This window comes from Streptomyces sp. NPDC003036 (assembly GCF_040611175.1).
In the GTDB taxonomy this organism is placed as follows: domain Bacteria; phylum Actinomycetota; class Actinomycetes; order Streptomycetales; family Streptomycetaceae; genus Streptomyces.
The window spans coordinates 25014-41863 of sequence record NZ_JBEXNO010000029.1 but is presented as its reverse complement, the minus strand read 5'-3'; the positions used below and the strand labels follow the sequence as shown (position 1 = coordinate 41863).

The window sequence follows — 16850 nt, the reverse complement described above, 5'->3', positions numbered from 1 at the left end:
GCGGGTCGGTCACCCGAAGGGGCTAATCGATTCCGTCCGCCGCCACCGGGAGGGCACCGGCTCGTAGCCTGGCGCTCGATTCGGAGGGCCGGCGGGAGGCGGAAACGGTGGCGGGCATTCCGGTGGGGGCGTGCGCATACCTCGCGGGCGCCGTGCTGTGCGCCTCCGCGTGCGCGCTGCCCGCGCTCGACCCGGCCGCCGAGACCCCGTGGGGAGCGGTCGCGCTCCTCGCCGCGCTCTACGCCTTCTGCGAGTGGCCCGCCCGGTGGTCGGCCACCGGCCGCGCGACCTGGCGGGTGCCCGGCGGCTCCTCCGTACCGGTGAGCGCCGGGTCGTTCTTCCCCGTCCTGCTCGCCGCCGCGCTGCTGCTGCCGCCCGCCGCGGCCGCCCTCGTCGCCGTACCCGGGGCCCTGGCCGCCCCCGTCGAGCAGCGGCCCGCCGCACCCCGGCGGATCTGGCGCGCCGCACGGCTGGCCATCGCCGCATGGGCGGCAGCGTGGGCCGCCGCCCGGACGTCGGTCGCCTTCGGCGGCGGCCCCGACGCCCTGTCGGCCGCGCCCGGCTTCCCGTACGTGCTGCTCCCCGCGAGCGTCTCGGCGCTCGCCTTCTGCCTCGTCCTCACCGCCCTCGACGGCGGGATCCTCGCCACCGCCGAGCGCCTGCCGCTGCGCAGCGCCTGGCGCGGGCTGCTGCCGCGCTCGCTGGCGCCGCACGCCGTGCACGGGCTGGCCGGGCTGATGATGGCCGTCCTGTGGCGCAGCCCGTACGGCTGGCCCGCCGCGCTCTTCGTGCTGCTGCCCATGTACGTCTCCTGCTGGATGTTCGCGCAAGTCCACCGCGAGCGCGCCGCGCACCAGGCGACGATCCGGGCCCTGGTCCAGGCCGTCGACATCAAGGACACCTACACCCGCGGCCACAGCGAGCGCGTCGGCCACGCGTCGGTGCTCATCGCCCGCGAGCTGGGCATGGACGAGGCGCGCCTTGAGGTGATCCGCTTCGCCGGGATCCTGCACGACGTCGGAAAGCTCGGCGTGCCGACGCGGGTACTGCGCAAGGACGGGCCGCTGACCCCGGAGGAGCGGCGGGTGATCGAGCTGCACCCGGAGTACGGGCACGAGATGGTGCGCGGCATCGGGTTCCTGGGCGAGGCGCGGGCGGCGATCCTCCACCACCACGAACGGATGGACGGCAGCGGCTACCCGTACGGGCTGAGCGGCCGCCAGATCCCCGAGTTCGCCCGGGTCGTGGCCGTGGCGGACGCCTTCGACGCGATGACGTCGACCCGCTCCTACCGCCGCGCGCGGCCGGTCGCCACGGCGCTGGCGGAGCTGGAGCGGTGCGCGGGCACGCAGTTCGACCCCCGGATGGTACGGGCCCTGGTGAGGGCGCTGGAGCGGTACGGCTGGGAGCCGGCCGTCACCGCCGACGACTCCCGCGACCCGGCACGCCGAAACGTCCCTCCACCGCGTGACCGGCCGCGCCCCCCGGAGCCGCCGCCCTCCGGCACGTCCGAGGGCGCCCCCGACACCGCGCCGGACCGCGCCCGGGGCCGGGCCCGGTGAGGGCGCTCAGGGCCGTCCACGCGACGGCCGCCGCGCTCACCGCCGCCGGGCTCGCCTGGACGCTGTGGCACGGCGTCGCCGAGCCCGGCACCGCGCTCGCCTTCGGCCTGCTCATCGCCGTCGGGGAGCTCGCCCGCTGGGCCGCCCGGCCCGGCGTGGCGGCGCCCGTGCTCGCGGAGCCGTGGGGCCGCGAAGCCGCGCCCCTCGGTGCCGCCGGGGCACTCGCGTACGCCCTGCTCGGCGAGTCCGCCGGGCGGCCCACCACGCACGGGGTGCTCCAGACGGTCGCCGTCGTCTTCGCCGCGGCGCTCGCCGGAGCCGTACCGCACGTCGCCCGGGGCTGCGGTCCGGCGCTGGACCACCTGGCCCGTCGGGTGCTGACCACGGCGTTCGCGGCCGTCTGCTTCCAGCCCCTCTACAACTCCGGCCGGCTCGACCAGACCGTCGGGCAGGGCCCCTTCTATGCCCTGTTCCTGGTCCTCCTGCTGGTGCTGACCGCCCTGTGCGACGCCGTGCTCGCCGCCCTCATGCTGCGGGCCCGCACCGGCTACCGCTTCGGGCCCCTCCTCCGCGACGAACTGCGCGCCCTGCTCGGCGTCGGTTCCGCGGTGTGCGCGACCGGCGCCGTCATCGCCCTCGCCGTCGCGGCGGCCGGGCTGTGGGCGCTGCCCCTCTTCTGCGTACCCCTGCTCCTGACCCAGCTGTCCTTCCGCCGGTACGCCGCCGTCCGGGCCACGTACCGCCAGACCATCGCCTCCCTCGCGCGTGCCACCGAGATCGCCGGGTACACGACCCCGGGACATGCCCATCGGGTTGCCGCGCTCAGCCTCGCCGTGGGGCGGGAGCTGGGGCTGTCGGAACCCGACCTGACCGTGCTGGAGTACGCCGCGCTGATGCACGACATCGGACAGCTGTCCCTGGTCGACCCCGTACCCGAGGGGGCCACCGCCCTCCTCCCGGCCGCCGAGCAGCGGCGTATCGCCCTCCTCGGCGGGGCCGTGGTCCGCCAGACCGGCGTCCCGGCGGCCGTCGCGGTCGTCGTCGAGCGGCAGGCCGACCCGTACCGGGAGCAGCCGCTGCCCGCCCGGATCGTCCGCGCCGTCAACGCGTACGACGACCTGGCGGGGGAAACCGCCCAGGGGTCCCTCACCGCCCTGGAGCAGCTGAGGCTGGGCACCGCGCGCGACTACCACCCCGCGGTGGTGGAATCCCTGGCCAGAGTGGTGGCCCGGGGCTGCGTCACCGGTCGCACACCTGGGTAACCCATGGGTAATGAGCGGGCGCCCGACCCGGCATGGTTGGATGCGAACAAGAGGGTGTCCGGGGGCAGAGACCTTCAGCGAAAGCGACCGGCAGACCGGCAGGCGGGAATCGTGAGGATCTTCGGGAAGGTACGGCATCGGCCCTCCGCCTCGTGGCGGCAGGCCACCGACCGCGCGTTCACGCTGATCGGGGACGGGCGGTACGAGGACGCGGGGGCGCTGCTGACGCGCGCGGCGGACCTGGAGCCCTGGCTCTCGGAGTCCTGGTTCAACCTGGCGCTGCTGCACAAGTTCCGGCACGACTGGGAGCAGGCGCGCACGGCGGGCCTGCGGGCGGTCGCGCTGCTCGACAAGGACACCGGCGCCCCGGACTGGTGGAACGTCGGCATCGCCGCCACCGCGCTCCAGGACTGGCCGCTGGCGCGCCGCGCCTGGCAGGCGTACGGCCTGAAGGTGCCGGGGGACGCCGCGGCGAGCGGTGAGCCGACCGGGATGGAGCTGGGCAGCGCCGCCGTACGGCTGTCGCCGGAGGGCGAGGCCGAGGTGGTGTGGGGCCGCAGGCTCGACCCGGCCCGGATAGAGGTGCTCTCCATTCCGCTGCCGTCCTCGGGCCGGCGCTGGGGCGAGGTCGTCCTGCACGACGGGGTCCCCAATGGAGAGCGCACCACGTCCGCCGGGCACAGCTTCCCGGTGTTCGACGAGATCGAGCTGTGGGCGCCGTCGCCCGTACCGACCTGGGTGGTGCTCCTGGAGGCGGCCACCGAGGCCGACCGGGACGCCCTGGAGCAGCTGGCGGCCGACGCCGGGTTCGCCGCAGAGGACTGGTCCTCGTCGGTACGGCTGTTGTGCCGGCCCTGCTCCGAGTCGCGCATGCCGAGCGCCGAGGGCGAGGGCGAGCACCTGGACCCGCACGACCACAGCGAGCCGGGGCACCCGGGGCCGCTCGGGCACCGCTCGCCGGGCGAGCTGTGGGTCCCGGAGCGCGAGTGCGGCATCGCGGCGCCCGCCGGGCTGGTGCGCGGGCTGCTGGACGGCTGGGTGGCGGACAGCCCGGACAGCCGCGAGTGGCGGGATCTCGAAGAGGTCTGCTGAGCCGGGCCGTAGGCTGTACCAGCACATCAGGCATGCATGCATCGGGTACTGAGAAAGGCGCAGAGGCGGACATGGCGCAGCAGGAGACGGTTCCGTACGTCGACGACGAGGGTTTCATCATCGACACGGAGGACTGCGAGGAGCGCGAGCGCGCCCACCGGGAGCGCGGCACGTCCCGCCCGATCACCGTCGTCGGGAACCCGGTGCTCCACAAGGAGTGCAAGGACGTCACCGAGTTCGACGACTCGCTGGCCCAGCTGATCGACGACATGTTCGCCAGCCAGCGGACCGCGGAGGGCGTCGGCCTGGCGGCCAACCAGATCGGTGTGGACCTGAAGGTGTTCGTCTACGACTGCCCGGACGACGAGGGCGTCCGGCACGTGGGCGTCGTCTGCAACCCCGTGCTGGAGGAGCTGCCGCCGGAGCTGCGCGTGCTCGACGACTCCAACGAGGGCTGCCTGTCCGTCCCGACGGCGTACGCCTCGCTGGCGCGGCCGGACTACGCCGTGGTGCGCGGCCAGGACGCCAAGGGCAACCCCATCAAGGTGCGCGGGACCGGGTACTTCGCCCGCTGCCTCCAGCACGAGACGGACCACCTGTACGGCTACCTGTACATCGACCGGCTGTCGAAGCGGGACCGCAAGGACGCGCTGAAGCAGATGGAGGCGGGTACGCCGCGCTACCCGGTCGTCGCCAACGACTGACCTCTACGAGCCCGATGGGCCCCGCTCACCCGGTGAGCGGGGCCCTCCTCGTACGTCAGAAGTCCTCGTCGAGGTCCACCGAGCCTTCGACCGCCACCTGGTAGGCGGACGGACGGCGCTCGAAGAAGTTCGTGAGCTCCTGGACGCCCTGGAGCTCCATGAACGAGAACGGGTTCTCCGAGCCGTACACCGGCGCGAAGCCGAGGCGCATCAGGCGCTGGTCGGCGACGCACTCCAGGTAGGCGCGCATGGAGTCCGTGTTCATGCCGGGCAGGCCGTCGCCGCACAGGTCGCGGGCGAACTGCAGCTCCGCCTCGACGGCTTCCCGCAGCATGTCGGTGACCTGCTGCTGGAGCTGGTCGTCGAAGAGGTCCGGCTCCTCCTTGCGGACCGTGTCCACCACGTCGAAGGCGAAGCTCATGTGCATCGTCTCGTCGCGGAACACCCAGTTGGTGCCGGTCGCCAGGCCGTGCAGCAGCCCGCGCGACCGGAACCAGTACACGTAGGCGAAGGCCCCGTAGAAGAACAGGCCCTCGATGCACGCGGCGAAGCAGATGAGGTTGAGCAGGAAGCGGCGGCGGTCGGCCTTCGACTCCAGCCGGTCCAGCTTCTCGACGGAGTCCATCCACCGGAAGCAGAACTCCGCCTTCTCGCGGATGGAGGGGATGTTCTCCACGGCGTCGAAGGCGGCCGCCCGGTCCTCCGGGTCGGGGAGGTAGGTGTCGAGCAGCGTCAGATAGAACTGGACGTGCACGGCCTCCTCGAACAGCTGCCGCGACAGGTACAGGCGCGCCTCGGGGGAGTTGATGTGCTTGTAGAGCGTCAGCACCAGGTTGTTCGCGACGATCGAGTCGCCGGTCGCGAAGAACGCGACCAGCCGGCCGATCAGGTGCTGCTCGCCGGGCGTCAGCTTGGCGAGGTCGGCGACGTCGGAGTGGAGGTCGACCTCCTCCACGGTCCAGGTGTTCTTGATGGCGTCCCGGTAGCGCTCGTAGAAGTCCGGGTAGCGCATGGGGCGGAGGGTGAGCTCGAAGCCCGGGTCGAGAAGGTTTTTCGCAACGGACATTACTGGCAGGCCTCGCAGGACTCGGGGTTTTCCAGGGAGCAGGCGACCGCGTCCTCCGGGGTCACCTGGGCGGGTACGGGGGCGGACGCCTGGGCGGCGCGCGCGATACGGGTCGCCGGGCGCGAGCGCAGGTAGTACGTCGTCTTCAGGCCCTGCTTCCAGGCGTACGCGTACATCGACGACAGCTTCCCGATGGTCGGCGTCTCCATGAACAGGTTCAGCGACTGCGACTGGTCCAGGAACGGCGTACGCGCCGCCGCCATGTCGATCAGGCCGCGCTGGGGGATCTCCCACGCCGTGCGGTACAGCGTGCGGATCTCCTCCGGCACCCACGAGAAGCCCTGGACCGAGCCGCTCGCCTCGCGCAGCGCCTCGCGGGTCTGCGCGTCCCACACGCCGAGCCGCTTGAGGTCCTCCACCAGGTACGAGTTGACCTGGAGGAACTCGCCGGACAGCGTCTCGCGCTTGAAGAGGTTGGAGACCTGCGGCTCGATGCACTCGTACACACCGGCGATCGAGGCGATCGTCGCGGTCGGCGCGATGGCGAGCAGCAGCGAGTTGCGCAGGCCGACGGCGGCGATGCGCGCGCGCAGGGCGGCCCACCGCTCCGGCCAGGTCGGCTCGGTGTCGTAGTGGTCCGGGTGCAGCACGCCGCGCGCGGTGCGGGTCTGCTCCCAGGCGGGCAGCGGGCCGTTGCGCTCGGCGAGGTCGGCGGAGGCCTCGTACGCCGCCAGCATGATCCGCTCGGCGATACGCGTGGACAGGGCGCGCGCCTCGGGGGAGTCGAACGGCAGCCGCAGCTTGAAGAAGACGTCCTGGAGGCCCATCGCGCCCAGGCCGACCGGCCGCCACCGGGCGTTGGACCGCCCGGCCTGCTCGGTCGGGTAGAAGTTGATGTCGACGACCCGGTCGAGGAAGGTCACGGCCGTGCGGACGGCCTCGTCCAGCCGCTCCCAGTCGATGTCCCCGCCGCTGACGAACGCGCCGAGGTTGACCGAGCCGAGGTTGCAGACGGCGGTCTCGCCGTCGTTCGTCACCTCGATGATCTCGGTGCAGAGGTTGGAGGAGTGGACGACCGCGCCGGGCTCGGCGGTCTGGTTGGCCGTACGGTTCGAGGCGTCCTTGAACGTCATCCAGCCGTTGCCGGTCTGGGCCAGGGTCCGCATCATCCGCCCGTACAGGTCACGGGCCGGCATGGTCTTGCGGGCGAGACCCTTGGCCTCGGCGGCGCGGTACGCGGCGTCGAACTCGTCGCCCCACAGGTCGACCAGCTCGGGCACGTCCGACGGCGAGAACAGGGACCACTCGGCGTCGGCGTTGACCCGGCGCATGAACTCGTCCGGGATCCAGTGCGCGAGGTTGAGGTTGTGGGTGCGCCGGGCGTCCTCGCCCGTGTTGTCGCGCAGCTCCAGGAACTCCTCGATGTCCGCGTGCCACGTCTCCAGGTACACGGCGGCCGCGCCCTTGCGCCGCCCGCCCTGGTTCACGGCCGCGACCGAGGCGTCGAGGGTCTTCAGGAACGGCACGATGCCGTTGGAGTGCCCGTTCGTGCCCCGGATCAGCGAACCGCGGGCGCGGATGCGCGAGTACGACAGGCCGATGCCGCCCGCGTGCTTCGACAGCCGCGCCACCTGGTGGTAGCGGTCGTAGAGGGAGTCCAGCTCGTCCAGCGGCGAGTCCAGGAGGTAGCACGACGACATCTGCGGATGGCGCGTACCGGAGTTGAAGAGCGTGGGGGAGGAGGGCAGGTAGTCGAGGCGGCTCATCAGGCCGTACAGCGCGGCGACCTCGTCCAGGGCGCGCACGCTGTCGTCCTCGGCCAGCCCGCAGGCGACCCGCAGCATGAAGTGCTGCGGCGTCTCGATCACCTTGCGCGTGATCGGATGCCGGAGCAGATAGCGCGAGTAGAGCGTGCGCAGCCCGAAGTAGCCGAACCGGTCGTCGGCCGCCGGATCGACCAGCCCGTCCAGCCGCTCGCGGTGTACGCGGACGAACGCGGCGGTGCGGTCGGCGATCAGCCCCTCGCGGTGGCCCACGGCGACGGACCCGGAGAAGGACGTGACCCCCTGCGAGGCCGCCTCCGCCGCGATGCCGATGGTCAGCAGCCGGGCCGCGAGCCGCGAGTACGCCGGGTCCTCGGCGATCAGGCCGGCGGCCGCCTCGGTGGCGAGCTCCCGCAGCTCCGCCTCGTCCGATCCGGCGTGCCGGCCGCGCAGCGCGGCGGCGGCGACCCGGCCGGGGTCGGTGTCGGGCAGGTCGGCGGTCAGGTCGGTCAGGGTGCGGAGCAGTACGGTCCCGGGACCGTCGCTCGTGTCGTTCCCGTCGCTCTGGCTCGCTGACACCGGATCGGCTGGCGCGATGGTCACGTGGGGCTCTCCCTCGCTCGGCTCGGGGCCACCGGCGGCGCGGGCAGGGGAGCGGGGCGCCACCGGGCACAGGGGCGCACGAATCCGCGTCCACCGGCCCACTCCGCGAGGCCCGGACGTCTGGGCACCCGGACCGGACGGCCGGGCGCGCTGTCGGCAGGTGCTCGGACTCGTGGAGGCACAAAGGCACACCAACACACCGTTGCGGGACAGTTCCGGATTCGCACCGGATTCCCCTGCGGCGACAGCGAGATGAGCATACATGTGGGGGGCGGTCGCTGGACCACCCCCCACATCTTGTGTCGGCCGACACAAGTCACGCTGTTACAGCGGTAGCGCGTATGTGTGCAGCGTGACCCCCGGAACCGGCACCCAGTCGCGCTCCGGGGTCCGTACGAACCCCAGCCGCTCGTACACGCGGTGCGCGGTCCGCATCGCCTGCTGCGAGGAGAGCACCACCCGGCGGCAGCCGTCCGCCGCCCGCGCCCGCTCGACGCACGCCCGGACGAGCGCCTCCCCGGCGCCGCGCCGCCGGTCCGCCCGCGCGACCGCGAGCATCCGGATCTCGGCCTCGCCGTCGCCGGCCAGCTCGGCGAGGGGCCCGCCGCCCGCGGTGAACGTCACGCCGCCCAGCAGCCGCTCGGCCTGCTGCACGGCGCCCGGCTCCACGGCGCCTCGCTCCACGGCCACGAGGACCTCGGCCTCGGCGGCCCGGCGGGCCACGTCCCGCAGTTCGATCAGATACTCGTCGCTGTCGGCGAAGGCCAGCAGCCCGTCGCCGAGGTACGCCTGCGCCGTGAGCTCGCCCAGCGCCTCGTACTCCTCCGGCCGTACCGCCCTGATGGTGATGTCCATGGGGTCAGAGTGCACAAGAACGGGCCGCCGCGCTTCCGCTGGGGAAGCGTGACGGCCCGTCGTACGCGGATGGGTCAGTGGTGCGGCCTCAGTGGCCGGAGCCCGCCGTGGCCTTGGGGAGCTCGACCTGGACGCCCGGGTCGCCCGCGTCCGCCGTGTAGTCCTCCGGCGACGTCTCGTCGATGCCCTCCGGAGCCTTGACGGCCTTGAGGACGAAGGTGAGGACGACCACGACCAGGACGTTGAGGACGAACGCCGTCAGGCCGATGTAGCCGATCTCGCCGATGCCGGGGATCTCGGCGGACGAGCCGCCGAAATGCTTCTGGGTCGGGCTCGCGACGCCGTACGCGGCGGCCGTGCCGTAGACCATGCCGACCGCCCAGCCGGCGAGCAGCGCCCAGCGGTGGAACCAGCGGGTGAACAGGCCGCCCACCAGCGCCGGCAGGGTCTGGAGGATCCAGATGCCGCCCAGCAGCTGGAAGTTGATGGCGACGGTCTTGTCCATGGTGAGGACGAAGGCCAGGGCGCCGACCTTCACCAGCAGCGACACCAGCTTGGACACCTTCGTCTCCTGCTCCGGGGTGGCGTCCGGCTTCAGGAAGTCCTTGTAGATGTTGCGGGTGAAGAGGTTGGCCGCGGCGATGGACATGATGGCCGCGGGGACCAGCGCGCCGATGCCGATGGCCGCGAAGGCGACGCCCGCGAACCAGTCCGGGAACATGTTCTCGAACAGCTGCGGGATGGCCAGCTGGCCGTTCTGCACCTTCACGCCCGCCGCGATCGCCATGAAGCCGAGCAGCGCCAGCAGACCCAGCATCAGCGAGTACAGCGGCAGGATCGTGGTGTTGCGGCGGATCACGTCACGGCTGCGCGAGGAGAGCGTCGCCGTGATCGAGTGCGGGTACATGAAGAGCGCCAGCGCCGAGCCGAGCGCGAGGGTCGCGTACCCCCACTGGCCCATCTCGCCCGGCACCAGGGCACCGCGCGGCTTGTCGGTCGCCGGGTTGATCTGCGCGTACGCCTCGCCCGCCTTGCTGAAGATCTCGTCGAAGCCGCCCAGCTTGATGGGGATGTAGATGATCGCCACCGCGATGACGATGTAGATGAGCGTGTCCTTGACGAAGGCGATCATCGCGGGCGCGCGCAGCCCGGAGGAGTACGTGTACGCCGCGAGGACGCCGAAGGCGATCAGCAGCGGCAGGTCCTTGATGAACCAGTGCGTGGTCTCGCCGCCGCCCACGCCCATCACGTCCAGCACCGCCTGGATGCCGACGAGTTGGAGCGCGATGTACGGCATGGTGGCGAGGATGCCGGTCAGGGCCACCGCCAGCGACAGGCCCTTCGAACCGAAGCGGCCGCGCACGAAGTCGGAGGTGGTGACGTACCCGTGCTTGTGCGACACCGACCACAGGCGCGGCAGGAAGGTGAAGATCAGCGGGTAGACGAGGATCGTGTACGGGACGGCGAAGAAGCCCGCCGCGCCCGCAGCGTAGATGGCCGCGGGGACGGCGACGAAGGTGTACGCCGTGTAGAGGTCGCCGCCCAGCAGGAACCAGGTGATCCAGGTGCCGAACGACCGGCCGCCCAGACCCCATTCGTCCAGGCTGTGCTCGTTCTCGGCCTTGCGCCAGCGGGAGGCCATGAAGCCCATGACCGTGACGGCCAGGAAGAAGAAGATGAAGACGGCGAGTGCGACGCCGTTCACGCCGTCCTTCACTGCGACGCACCCCCCTTGCGGGACCGCTGGTCACGGTGCCACAGCTTGTACGCCACCATCGTCAGCAGGGTCGATATGACGACCCAGGCCATCTGGTACCAGTAGAAGAACGGGATCCCGATGAGCGTCGGCTCGACCTTCGCGTACGAGTCGACCCAGAGCATCGCCACGAACGGCGCGAGCAGGCAGAGCGCCACCACCACCCGCACCGGGGTGACCACTGGTTGTTTCTCCTGTGTCATACGGCGTCCCGTCCCCTCACTGATCACCTGGCGTCGTGCGCACGCAATCTAAGGGACCGTTCCGCGGCATGGAACCCCGGTCCGCATAACGGACGGGTCTCGGGCGGACCGGGGGCCAGTGGGGGAGGGTCAGCCGTTCGGGCGCTTCAGCCGCGCCACGAACTTGTACCGGTCGCCCCGGTACACGGAGCGCACCCACTCCACCGGCCGCCCGTGCTCGTCCAGCGAGTGGCGCGACAGCATCAGCATCGGCAGGCCGACGTCCGTGCCGAGCAGCCCCGCCTCGCGCGGTGTGGCCAGCGAGGTCTCGATGGTCTCCTCGGCCTCCGCGAGCCGGACGTCGTACACCTCCGCCAGCGCCGTGTACAGCGAGGTGTACTTGACCAGCGACCGCCGCAGCGCCGGGAAGCGCTTCGCGCTCAGGTGCGTGGTCTCGATGGCCATCGGCTCGCCGCTCGCCAGCCGCAGCCGCTCGATGCGCAGCACGCGCCCGCCGGCCGAGATGTCGAGCAGCCCGGCGAGGGTGTCGTCGGCCGTGACGTACCCGATGTCCAGGAGCTGCGAGGTGGGTTCGAGGCCCTGTGCGCGCATGTCCTCGGTGTACGAGGTGAGCTGGAGCGCCTGCGACACCTTCGGCTTCGCGACGAACGTGCCCTTGCCCTGGATGCGTTCCAGGCGGCCCTCGACGACCAGCTCCTGAAGCGCCTGGCGCACGGTGGTGCGAGAGGTGTCGAACTCGGCGGCGAGCGTGCGCTCCGGGGGCACCGGGGTGCCCGGGGGCATGGTCTGCGTCATGTCGAGCAGATGCCGCTTGAGCCGGTAGTACTTGGGCACGCGTGCGGTGCGAGTGGCCGTCCCGTTCTCGCTCTCGGTGCTGCCGCCCCCGTCCGTGGCCATGGCCGCCCGCCTTCCCGACTCCTGTGCTGCTGCCGTCACCGGCTCCTCCGTCCCTTGCGGCTCACATGGTGGCACGGACCGGTCACGGGTCGTCGCCCCTCCTCAGGTGTCGGTCTCGTAACGGAGCCGACTGCCCTTCTTATACACCCTTGACACCCCAGAAGGTCTAGGCCAAGCTCCGGGCTACTGGTCTAAACCATTAAAGACCGGTCCCAGTCCCACGGGCAGCACGGGCAGTACACGTACACGTCGTATGGCCGTCGTATGGCTTCGCGGTGGGGGCAAAGGGTTGCAGGCATCCTGAGGAGGGTGGCGTGAAGCGCAAGCTCATCGCGGCGATCGGCGTCGCGGGCATGATGGTCGGCGTGGCGGCGTGTGGTTCCGACAAGGGCGGGGACGCCGCGGGGGGCGGCGCCAAGGAGCTCACCGTCTGGCTGACGGTCGACGCCCAGAACAACTGGCCGGACCTGGTGAAGGCGGCCGACGACGCGATAGCGCAGAAGTACCCCGGCATCAAGATCAAGCACGAGTACTACGGCTGGCCGGACAAGAACGCCAAGCTCGACGCCGTACTCGCCACGGACAAGGCGCCGGACGTGGTCGAGATGGGCAACACCGAGATGCTCGGCTACATGGTGAAGGGCGCCTTCGCCGAGGTCGACCCCAAGAAGTTCGAGCAGTCGGACCAGTGGCTGGACGGACTCAAGGAGTCCGTCACCTACGAGGGCAAGACCTACGGCGTCCCCTACTACGCCGGCGGCCGCGTGGCCACGTGGCGCAAGGACGTCGCCGCCGAGGTCGGCGTGAAGACCCCGCCGAAGACGTACGCCGAGCTGACCGCCGCCCTGGACAAGATCCAGGCGAAGAAGGGCGACAAGTTCAGCGGCTGGTACCAGCCTTCGCCGGACTGGTACGCCGCGATGTCCTTCGTGTACGACGCGGGCGGCTCCATCGCCAAGAAGGACGGCGACACCTGGAAGGCCAACCTGTCCTCGCCCGAGTCCCTCAAGGGCCTCAACGAGTACAAGAAGGTCCTCGACACCTACATGAAGGCCGACAAGACCAAGGACGAGTCCGACCGTCCGATCGTCTTCGGTCAGGGCAACGCCGCGATGATCTTCGCGGCCGCCTGGGAGGGCGGCACCGCCGCCGACCCGAAGAACGACAAGACGGGCAAGCTCAAGGACTCCCTCGAGAACTTCGTGATGCCCGGCCCGTCCGGCAAGAACATCCCCGTCTTCCTCGGCGGTTCGGACCTCGCCATCCCGGTCAAGTCCAAGGCGCAGGACGTCGCGGCCGAGTGGATCAACGCCTACACCGGCGCCAAGGGCCAGAAGGGCCTGCTCGCCAAGGGCAACCTGCCCAACAACAAGACCGACCTCGCGACCCTGAAGGCCGACCCGAAGACGGCGGTCGCCGCCACCGCGGCCGAGTCCAACTGGTTCGTCCCCATGGCACCCGGCTGGGGCCAGGTCGAGAAGGCGCAGACCCTCAAGACCCTGCTCCAGGAGATCGGTACCGGCAAGAAGTCGGTCGAGGCCGCCGCGAAGGACGCGGACGCCGCGATCGACAAGGTCATCAACACCAAGTGACCTGACGCCGAGGCCCCGCCGCCGCCGGGCGGGGCCTCGGCGCCCGTACGAGAAGAGGGACCGCTGTCGCGATGAGTGCCGCCGACACAACCACTGCCAAGGTGCCGCCCACGCGGCCATCGCCGGTACGGGATTCCGCCCCGACCGGCGGCCCCGCGAAGGGGCCCGGGAAGCGGGCCGGGAAGCCCGGAACCGGGGGAGCCGCGGTGCCGTGGGCGCTGCTCGCGCCCTGCCTGCTCGTTCTCCTGCTGGTCCTCGGCTATCCGCTGGTGCGGCTGGTCACCCTCGCCTTCCAGAAGTTCGAACAGCCCCAGCTGTGGGGCTTCAAGGAGCCCGAGTCCGTCGGCTTCGGGAACTTCGCCAAGATCCTCGGGGACGGCGAGTTCTGGGCCGTCGTGCTGCGGACCGTGGTCTTCGCCGCCGGCGCGGTGGTCTTCACCATGGTCATCGGCATGCTGATCGCCCTGCTGCTCCAGCGCGTCTCCGGCTGGGTCAAGACCCTGATCAACATCGCGCTGGTCGCGAGCTGGGGCATGCCCATCATCGTCGCCACCGCCATCTTCAAGTGGCTCTTCGACGCCGACTACGGCGTCCTGAACTGGCTGCTCAGCAAGGTGCCCGGCGTCGACATGATCGGGCACAACTGGTTCGCCAGCGGCCCCCAGGGCCTGGCCGTGATCATGCTGCTGGTCGTGTGGGGCGCGGTGCCCTTCGTCGTCATCACGCTCAGCGCCGGCCTCACCCAGGTGCCCAAGGAGCTGGAGGAGGCCGCGCGCCTCGACGGCGCCGGCGCCTGGGGCGTCTTCCGGTACGTCACGCTGCCGATCCTCAAGCCGATCATCGTGATGCTCACGACGCTGTCGGTGATCTGGGACATGGGCGTCTTCCCGCAGGTCTTCGTGATGCGCAACGGCCACCCGGAGGCCGAGTTCCAGCTCCTGACGACGTACTCGTACGACAAGGCCTTCGTGGTCAACGACTACGGCGGCGGTTCGGCGATCGCGGTCGTCACCGTGGTCCTGCTGCTCGGTGTCGTCGCCGTGTACATGCGTCAGATGCTCAAGATCGGAGAAGTCGAGTGAGCGCCACGACCACCGCGCCGCGCACCAAGCCCGGGGGCACGTCCGGGGGCACGTCCGCGCGCAAGCCCGGCGGCAAGCTCGGCTGGAACCTGATCGGCCTGTTCGTCTTCGTCTCCATCGGCTTCCCCGTCTACTGGATGCTGAACACGGCGTTCAAGCCGGCCAAGGACGCCATCGACCCCGATCCGCACTTCTTCCCCCGCACGTTCACCCTGGAGAACTTCGAGCGCGCCCTCCAGATCGCGGACTTCTGGGGGCCGGTCGGCCGCTCGCTGATCGTCTCGTTCGTCGTCGTCCTCATCGGCATCGTCGTCGGCCTGCTGGCCGCGCTCGCCATCTCGCGCTTCGCCTTCCGCGGCCGCAAGATCGTGATCGTCGGCATCCTCGCGATCCAGATGGTCCCGCTCGTCGCGATGATCATCCCGGTCTTCCTGCTGCTCAACGACCTCGGTCAGTACGACAAGCTCACCGGCCTGATCATCACGTACCTCACCTTCATCCTCCCCTTCACGGTGTGGACCCTGCGCGGCTTCATCGTCAACATCCCCAAGGAGCTGGAGGAGGCGGCGATGGTCGACGGCTGCACCCGCACCGGCGCCTTCGTCCGGGTGGTGTTCCCGCTGCTCGCCCCCGGCATGGTCGCGACCTCCGTCTACGGCTTCATCCAGGCCTGGAACGAGTACCTGTACGCCCTGATGCTGATGAGCCAGCAGAACCAGACGGCCACCGTCTGGCTGGGCAACTTCACCACCAAGAACGGGACCGAGTACGCCCCGATGATGGCCGGCGCCACGATGATGGCCGTTCCCGTCGTCATCCTCTTCCTCCTCGTCCAGCGCAAGATGGCCGCGGGTCTGACCGCCGGCGCAGTGAAGGGATAACGGCCCTCCATGACGACCCTCGTACGCGGTGCCTCGCCGACCCTGGTCCGGGACGCGCTCACCGTCCTGCAGCCGGGCTTCACCGGTACCACGCCGCCCGACTGGCTGCTGCGCCGTATCGGCGAAGGGCTCGCCTCCGTCGGCGTGTTCGGGCGCAACGTCACCGACCCCGAGCAGCTGACCGCGCTGACCGCACGCCTGCGGGCCGAGCGGGACGACCTCCTCGTCGCGATCGACGAGGAGAGCGGCGACGTCACCCGCCTGGAAGTGCGCACCGGCTCGTCCTTCCCCGGCAACTACGCGCTCGGCACGGTCGACGACACCGACCTGACCCGGGCGGTGGCGGCGGAGCTCGGCCGCCGGCTCGCCGCCTGCGGCATCGACTTCGACTGGGCGCCCTCCGCGGACGTCAACTCCGACCCGGACAACCCGGTCATCGGCGTACGCTCCTTCGGCGCCGACCCGCAGCTGGCCGCCCGCCACACCGTGGCCTACATCGAGGGCCTGCAGTCCGCCGGCGTCGTCGCCTGCACCAAGCACTTCCCCGGGCACGGCGACACCAATGTCGACTCGCACCACGCGATTCCCCGCATCGATGTGGACCTCGCCACACTGCACGCCCGTGAGCTGGTACCTTTCCGCGCCGCCATCGCCGCGGGTTCCAAATCGGTGATGAGCGCGCATATCCTGCTTCCCGCGCTCGACCCGGACCGCCCGGCCACCCTGAGCCCGCAGATCCTCACGGGTCTGCTGCGCCAGGAGCTGGGCTACGACGGCCTGATCGTCACCGACGGCATGGAGATGCAGGCCATCGCCTCGACGTACGGGATCGAGCGCGGCTCCGTCCTCGCGCTCGCGGCGGGCGCCGACGCCCTCTGCGTCGGCGGCGGCCTGGCGGACGAGGGGACCGTACTGCGGCTGCGCGACGCGCTGGTGGCGGCGGTACGGACCGGCGAACTGCCCGAGGAGCGGCTGGCCGACGCGGCGGCGCGGGTGCGCGCGCTCGCGTCCTGGACCCAGGCGCACCGGGCCAGGGGGGCTGAGACGGGGCCGGGCGCGGCTTCAGAGGAGGGGACCGCGCCCGGCGCCGACATCGGTCTCGTGGCGGCGCGGCGGGCGCTGCGCGTCACGGGCACGCGCGAGCCGCTCACCGGTCCGGCGTACGTCGCCGCCTTCACCCCCGTCACCAACTTCGCGGTGGGCGACGAGACCCCGTGGGGCGTCGGCCCCGAGCTGGCGCGGCTGCTGCCGTCCACGACGACCGGTACGTACGCCTCCGACGTGGCCGTGGACCGGGTGCTGCGGGACGCGGGGGAGCGGCCGATCGTCGCGGTGGTGCGGGACACCCACCGCCACCCGTGGATGGCGCGGACGCTGGACGCCCTGGTGACGGCCCGCCCCGACACGGTCGTGGTGGAGATGGGCCTGAACCAGGCGCCGCCGCGCGGGGCCCTGCACATCGCCACGCACGGCGCGGCGCGGGTGTGCGGCACCGCGGCGGCGGAGGTCATCGCGGGCGTCGCCTGAGCGTG

14 protein-coding genes and 1 riboswitch are annotated in these 16850 nt (G+C 71.3%); of the genes, 8 read left to right on the top strand and 6 right to left on the bottom strand.

Annotation, left to right across the window (positions count from 1 at the left end):
• Window positions 1-107: 107 nt before the first annotated feature.
• The 4 genes from ABZX67_RS21710 (at window position 108) to def (ending at window position 4620) form a co-directional block, all read left to right on the top strand.
• On the top strand, window positions 108-1562 hold the full coding sequence (locus ABZX67_RS21710; RefSeq protein WP_355362577.1) for an HD-GYP domain-containing protein: 1455 nt from the start codon (window positions 108-110) through the stop codon (window positions 1560-1562).
• Window positions 1559-2824, top strand: a complete 1266-nt coding sequence (locus tag ABZX67_RS21705; RefSeq protein ID WP_355362575.1) for an HD domain-containing protein — start codon at window positions 1559-1561, stop codon at window positions 2822-2824. Before ABZX67_RS21710 ends, ABZX67_RS21705 begins: the two co-directional genes overlap by 4 nt.
• A gap of 111 nt (window positions 2825-2935) precedes the next feature.
• On the top strand, window positions 2936-3916 hold the full coding sequence (locus ABZX67_RS21700; protein WP_355362573.1) for a hypothetical protein: 981 nt from the start codon (window positions 2936-2938) through the stop codon (window positions 3914-3916).
• A gap of 71 nt (window positions 3917-3987) precedes the next feature.
• Window positions 3988-4620 (top strand): peptide deformylase, encoded by a 633-nt coding sequence (gene def / locus ABZX67_RS21695; RefSeq protein ID WP_355362572.1) that lies wholly within the window; start codon window positions 3988-3990, stop codon window positions 4618-4620.
• 55 nt (window positions 4621-4675) lie between these two features.
• On the opposite strand, the gene ABZX67_RS21690 is transcribed toward def, so the two are convergent.
• From ABZX67_RS21690 to ABZX67_RS21665, 6 genes are all read right to left on the bottom strand, one after another.
• Window positions 4676-5686, bottom strand: a complete 1011-nt coding sequence (locus tag ABZX67_RS21690; protein WP_355362570.1) for a ribonucleotide-diphosphate reductase subunit beta — start codon at window positions 5684-5686, stop codon at window positions 4676-4678.
• The gene (locus ABZX67_RS21685) at window positions 5686-8052 is read right to left on the bottom strand and encodes a ribonucleoside-diphosphate reductase subunit alpha (protein WP_355362568.1); all 2367 of its coding nucleotides are present in this window, start codon (window positions 8050-8052) and stop codon (window positions 5686-5688) included. The genes ABZX67_RS21690 and ABZX67_RS21685 overlap by 1 nt, the downstream gene beginning before the upstream one ends.
• Before the next feature lie 137 nt (window positions 8053-8189).
• A riboswitch (cobalamin riboswitch) is annotated at window positions 8190-8355 on the bottom strand.
• A gap of 21 nt (window positions 8356-8376) precedes the next feature.
• Window positions 8377-8907, bottom strand: a complete 531-nt coding sequence (locus tag ABZX67_RS21680) for a GNAT family N-acetyltransferase (RefSeq protein ID WP_355362566.1) — start codon at window positions 8905-8907, stop codon at window positions 8377-8379.
• 88 nt (window positions 8908-8995) lie between these two features.
• Window positions 8996-10624 carry a monocarboxylate uptake permease MctP gene (mctP, locus tag ABZX67_RS21675; RefSeq protein ID WP_355362564.1) on the bottom strand — a complete coding sequence of 543 codons (1629 nt, stop codon included), beginning with the start codon at window positions 10622-10624 and terminating at the stop codon, window positions 8996-8998.
• Window positions 10621-10866, bottom strand: coding sequence for a DUF3311 domain-containing protein (locus tag ABZX67_RS21670; protein WP_355362562.1), 246 nt, complete (start codon window positions 10864-10866; stop codon window positions 10621-10623). Before ABZX67_RS21670 ends, mctP begins: the two co-directional genes overlap by 4 nt.
• A 129-nt stretch (window positions 10867-10995) precedes the next feature.
• A complete protein-coding gene (locus tag ABZX67_RS21665) occupies window positions 10996-11763 on the bottom strand; it encodes a GntR family transcriptional regulator (RefSeq protein ID WP_355362667.1) in 768 nt (255 codons plus the stop codon).
• Window positions 11764-12077: 314 nt separating this feature from the next.
• Between ABZX67_RS21665 and ABZX67_RS21660 the strand changes: the two genes are divergently transcribed.
• The 4 genes from ABZX67_RS21660 (at window position 12078) to ABZX67_RS21645 (ending at window position 16845) form a co-directional block, all read left to right on the top strand.
• The gene (locus tag ABZX67_RS21660; protein ID WP_355362560.1) at window positions 12078-13355 is read left to right on the top strand and encodes an extracellular solute-binding protein; all 1278 of its coding nucleotides are present in this window, start codon (window positions 12078-12080) and stop codon (window positions 13353-13355) included.
• A gap of 71 nt (window positions 13356-13426) precedes the next feature.
• Window positions 13427-14437 (top strand): sugar ABC transporter permease, encoded by a 1011-nt coding sequence (locus tag ABZX67_RS21655; protein WP_355362558.1) that lies wholly within the window; start codon window positions 13427-13429, stop codon window positions 14435-14437.
• An 89-nt stretch (window positions 14438-14526) separates the two neighbouring features.
• On the top strand, window positions 14527-15318 hold the full coding sequence (locus ABZX67_RS21650; protein WP_355362665.1) for a carbohydrate ABC transporter permease: 792 nt from the start codon (window positions 14527-14529) through the stop codon (window positions 15316-15318).
• A 9-nt stretch (window positions 15319-15327) separates the two neighbouring features.
• Window positions 15328-16845: a glycoside hydrolase family 3 N-terminal domain-containing protein gene (locus tag ABZX67_RS21645; protein WP_355362556.1), complete on the top strand. Its 1518-nt coding sequence runs from the start codon at window positions 15328-15330 to the stop codon at window positions 16843-16845.
• Window positions 16846-16850 lie beyond the last annotated feature (5 nt).

What these genes read in the sequence shown, in the direction of transcription:
- def (WP_355362572.1), top strand. Translation starts at nt 3,988, where the DNA reads ATGGCGCAGCAGGAGACGGTTCCGTACGTCGACGACGAGGGTTTCATC.
- ABZX67_RS21680 (WP_355362566.1), bottom strand. Translation starts at nt 8,907, where the DNA reads ATGGACATCACCATCAGGGCGGTACGGCCGGAGGAGTACGAGGCGCTG.
- ABZX67_RS21665 (WP_355362667.1), bottom strand. Translation starts at nt 11,763, where the DNA reads ATGGCCACGGACGGGGGCGGCAGCACCGAGAGCGAGAACGGGACGGCC.
- ABZX67_RS21690 (WP_355362570.1), bottom strand. Translation starts at nt 5,686, where the DNA reads ATGTCCGTTGCGAAAAACCTTCTCGACCCGGGCTTCGAGCTCACCCTC.
- ABZX67_RS21655 (WP_355362558.1), top strand. Translation starts at nt 13,427, where the DNA reads ATGAGTGCCGCCGACACAACCACTGCCAAGGTGCCGCCCACGCGGCCA.
- ABZX67_RS21645 (WP_355362556.1), top strand. Translation starts at nt 15,328, where the DNA reads ATGACGACCCTCGTACGCGGTGCCTCGCCGACCCTGGTCCGGGACGCG.
- ABZX67_RS21670 (WP_355362562.1), bottom strand. Translation starts at nt 10,866, where the DNA reads ATGACACAGGAGAAACAACCAGTGGTCACCCCGGTGCGGGTGGTGGTG.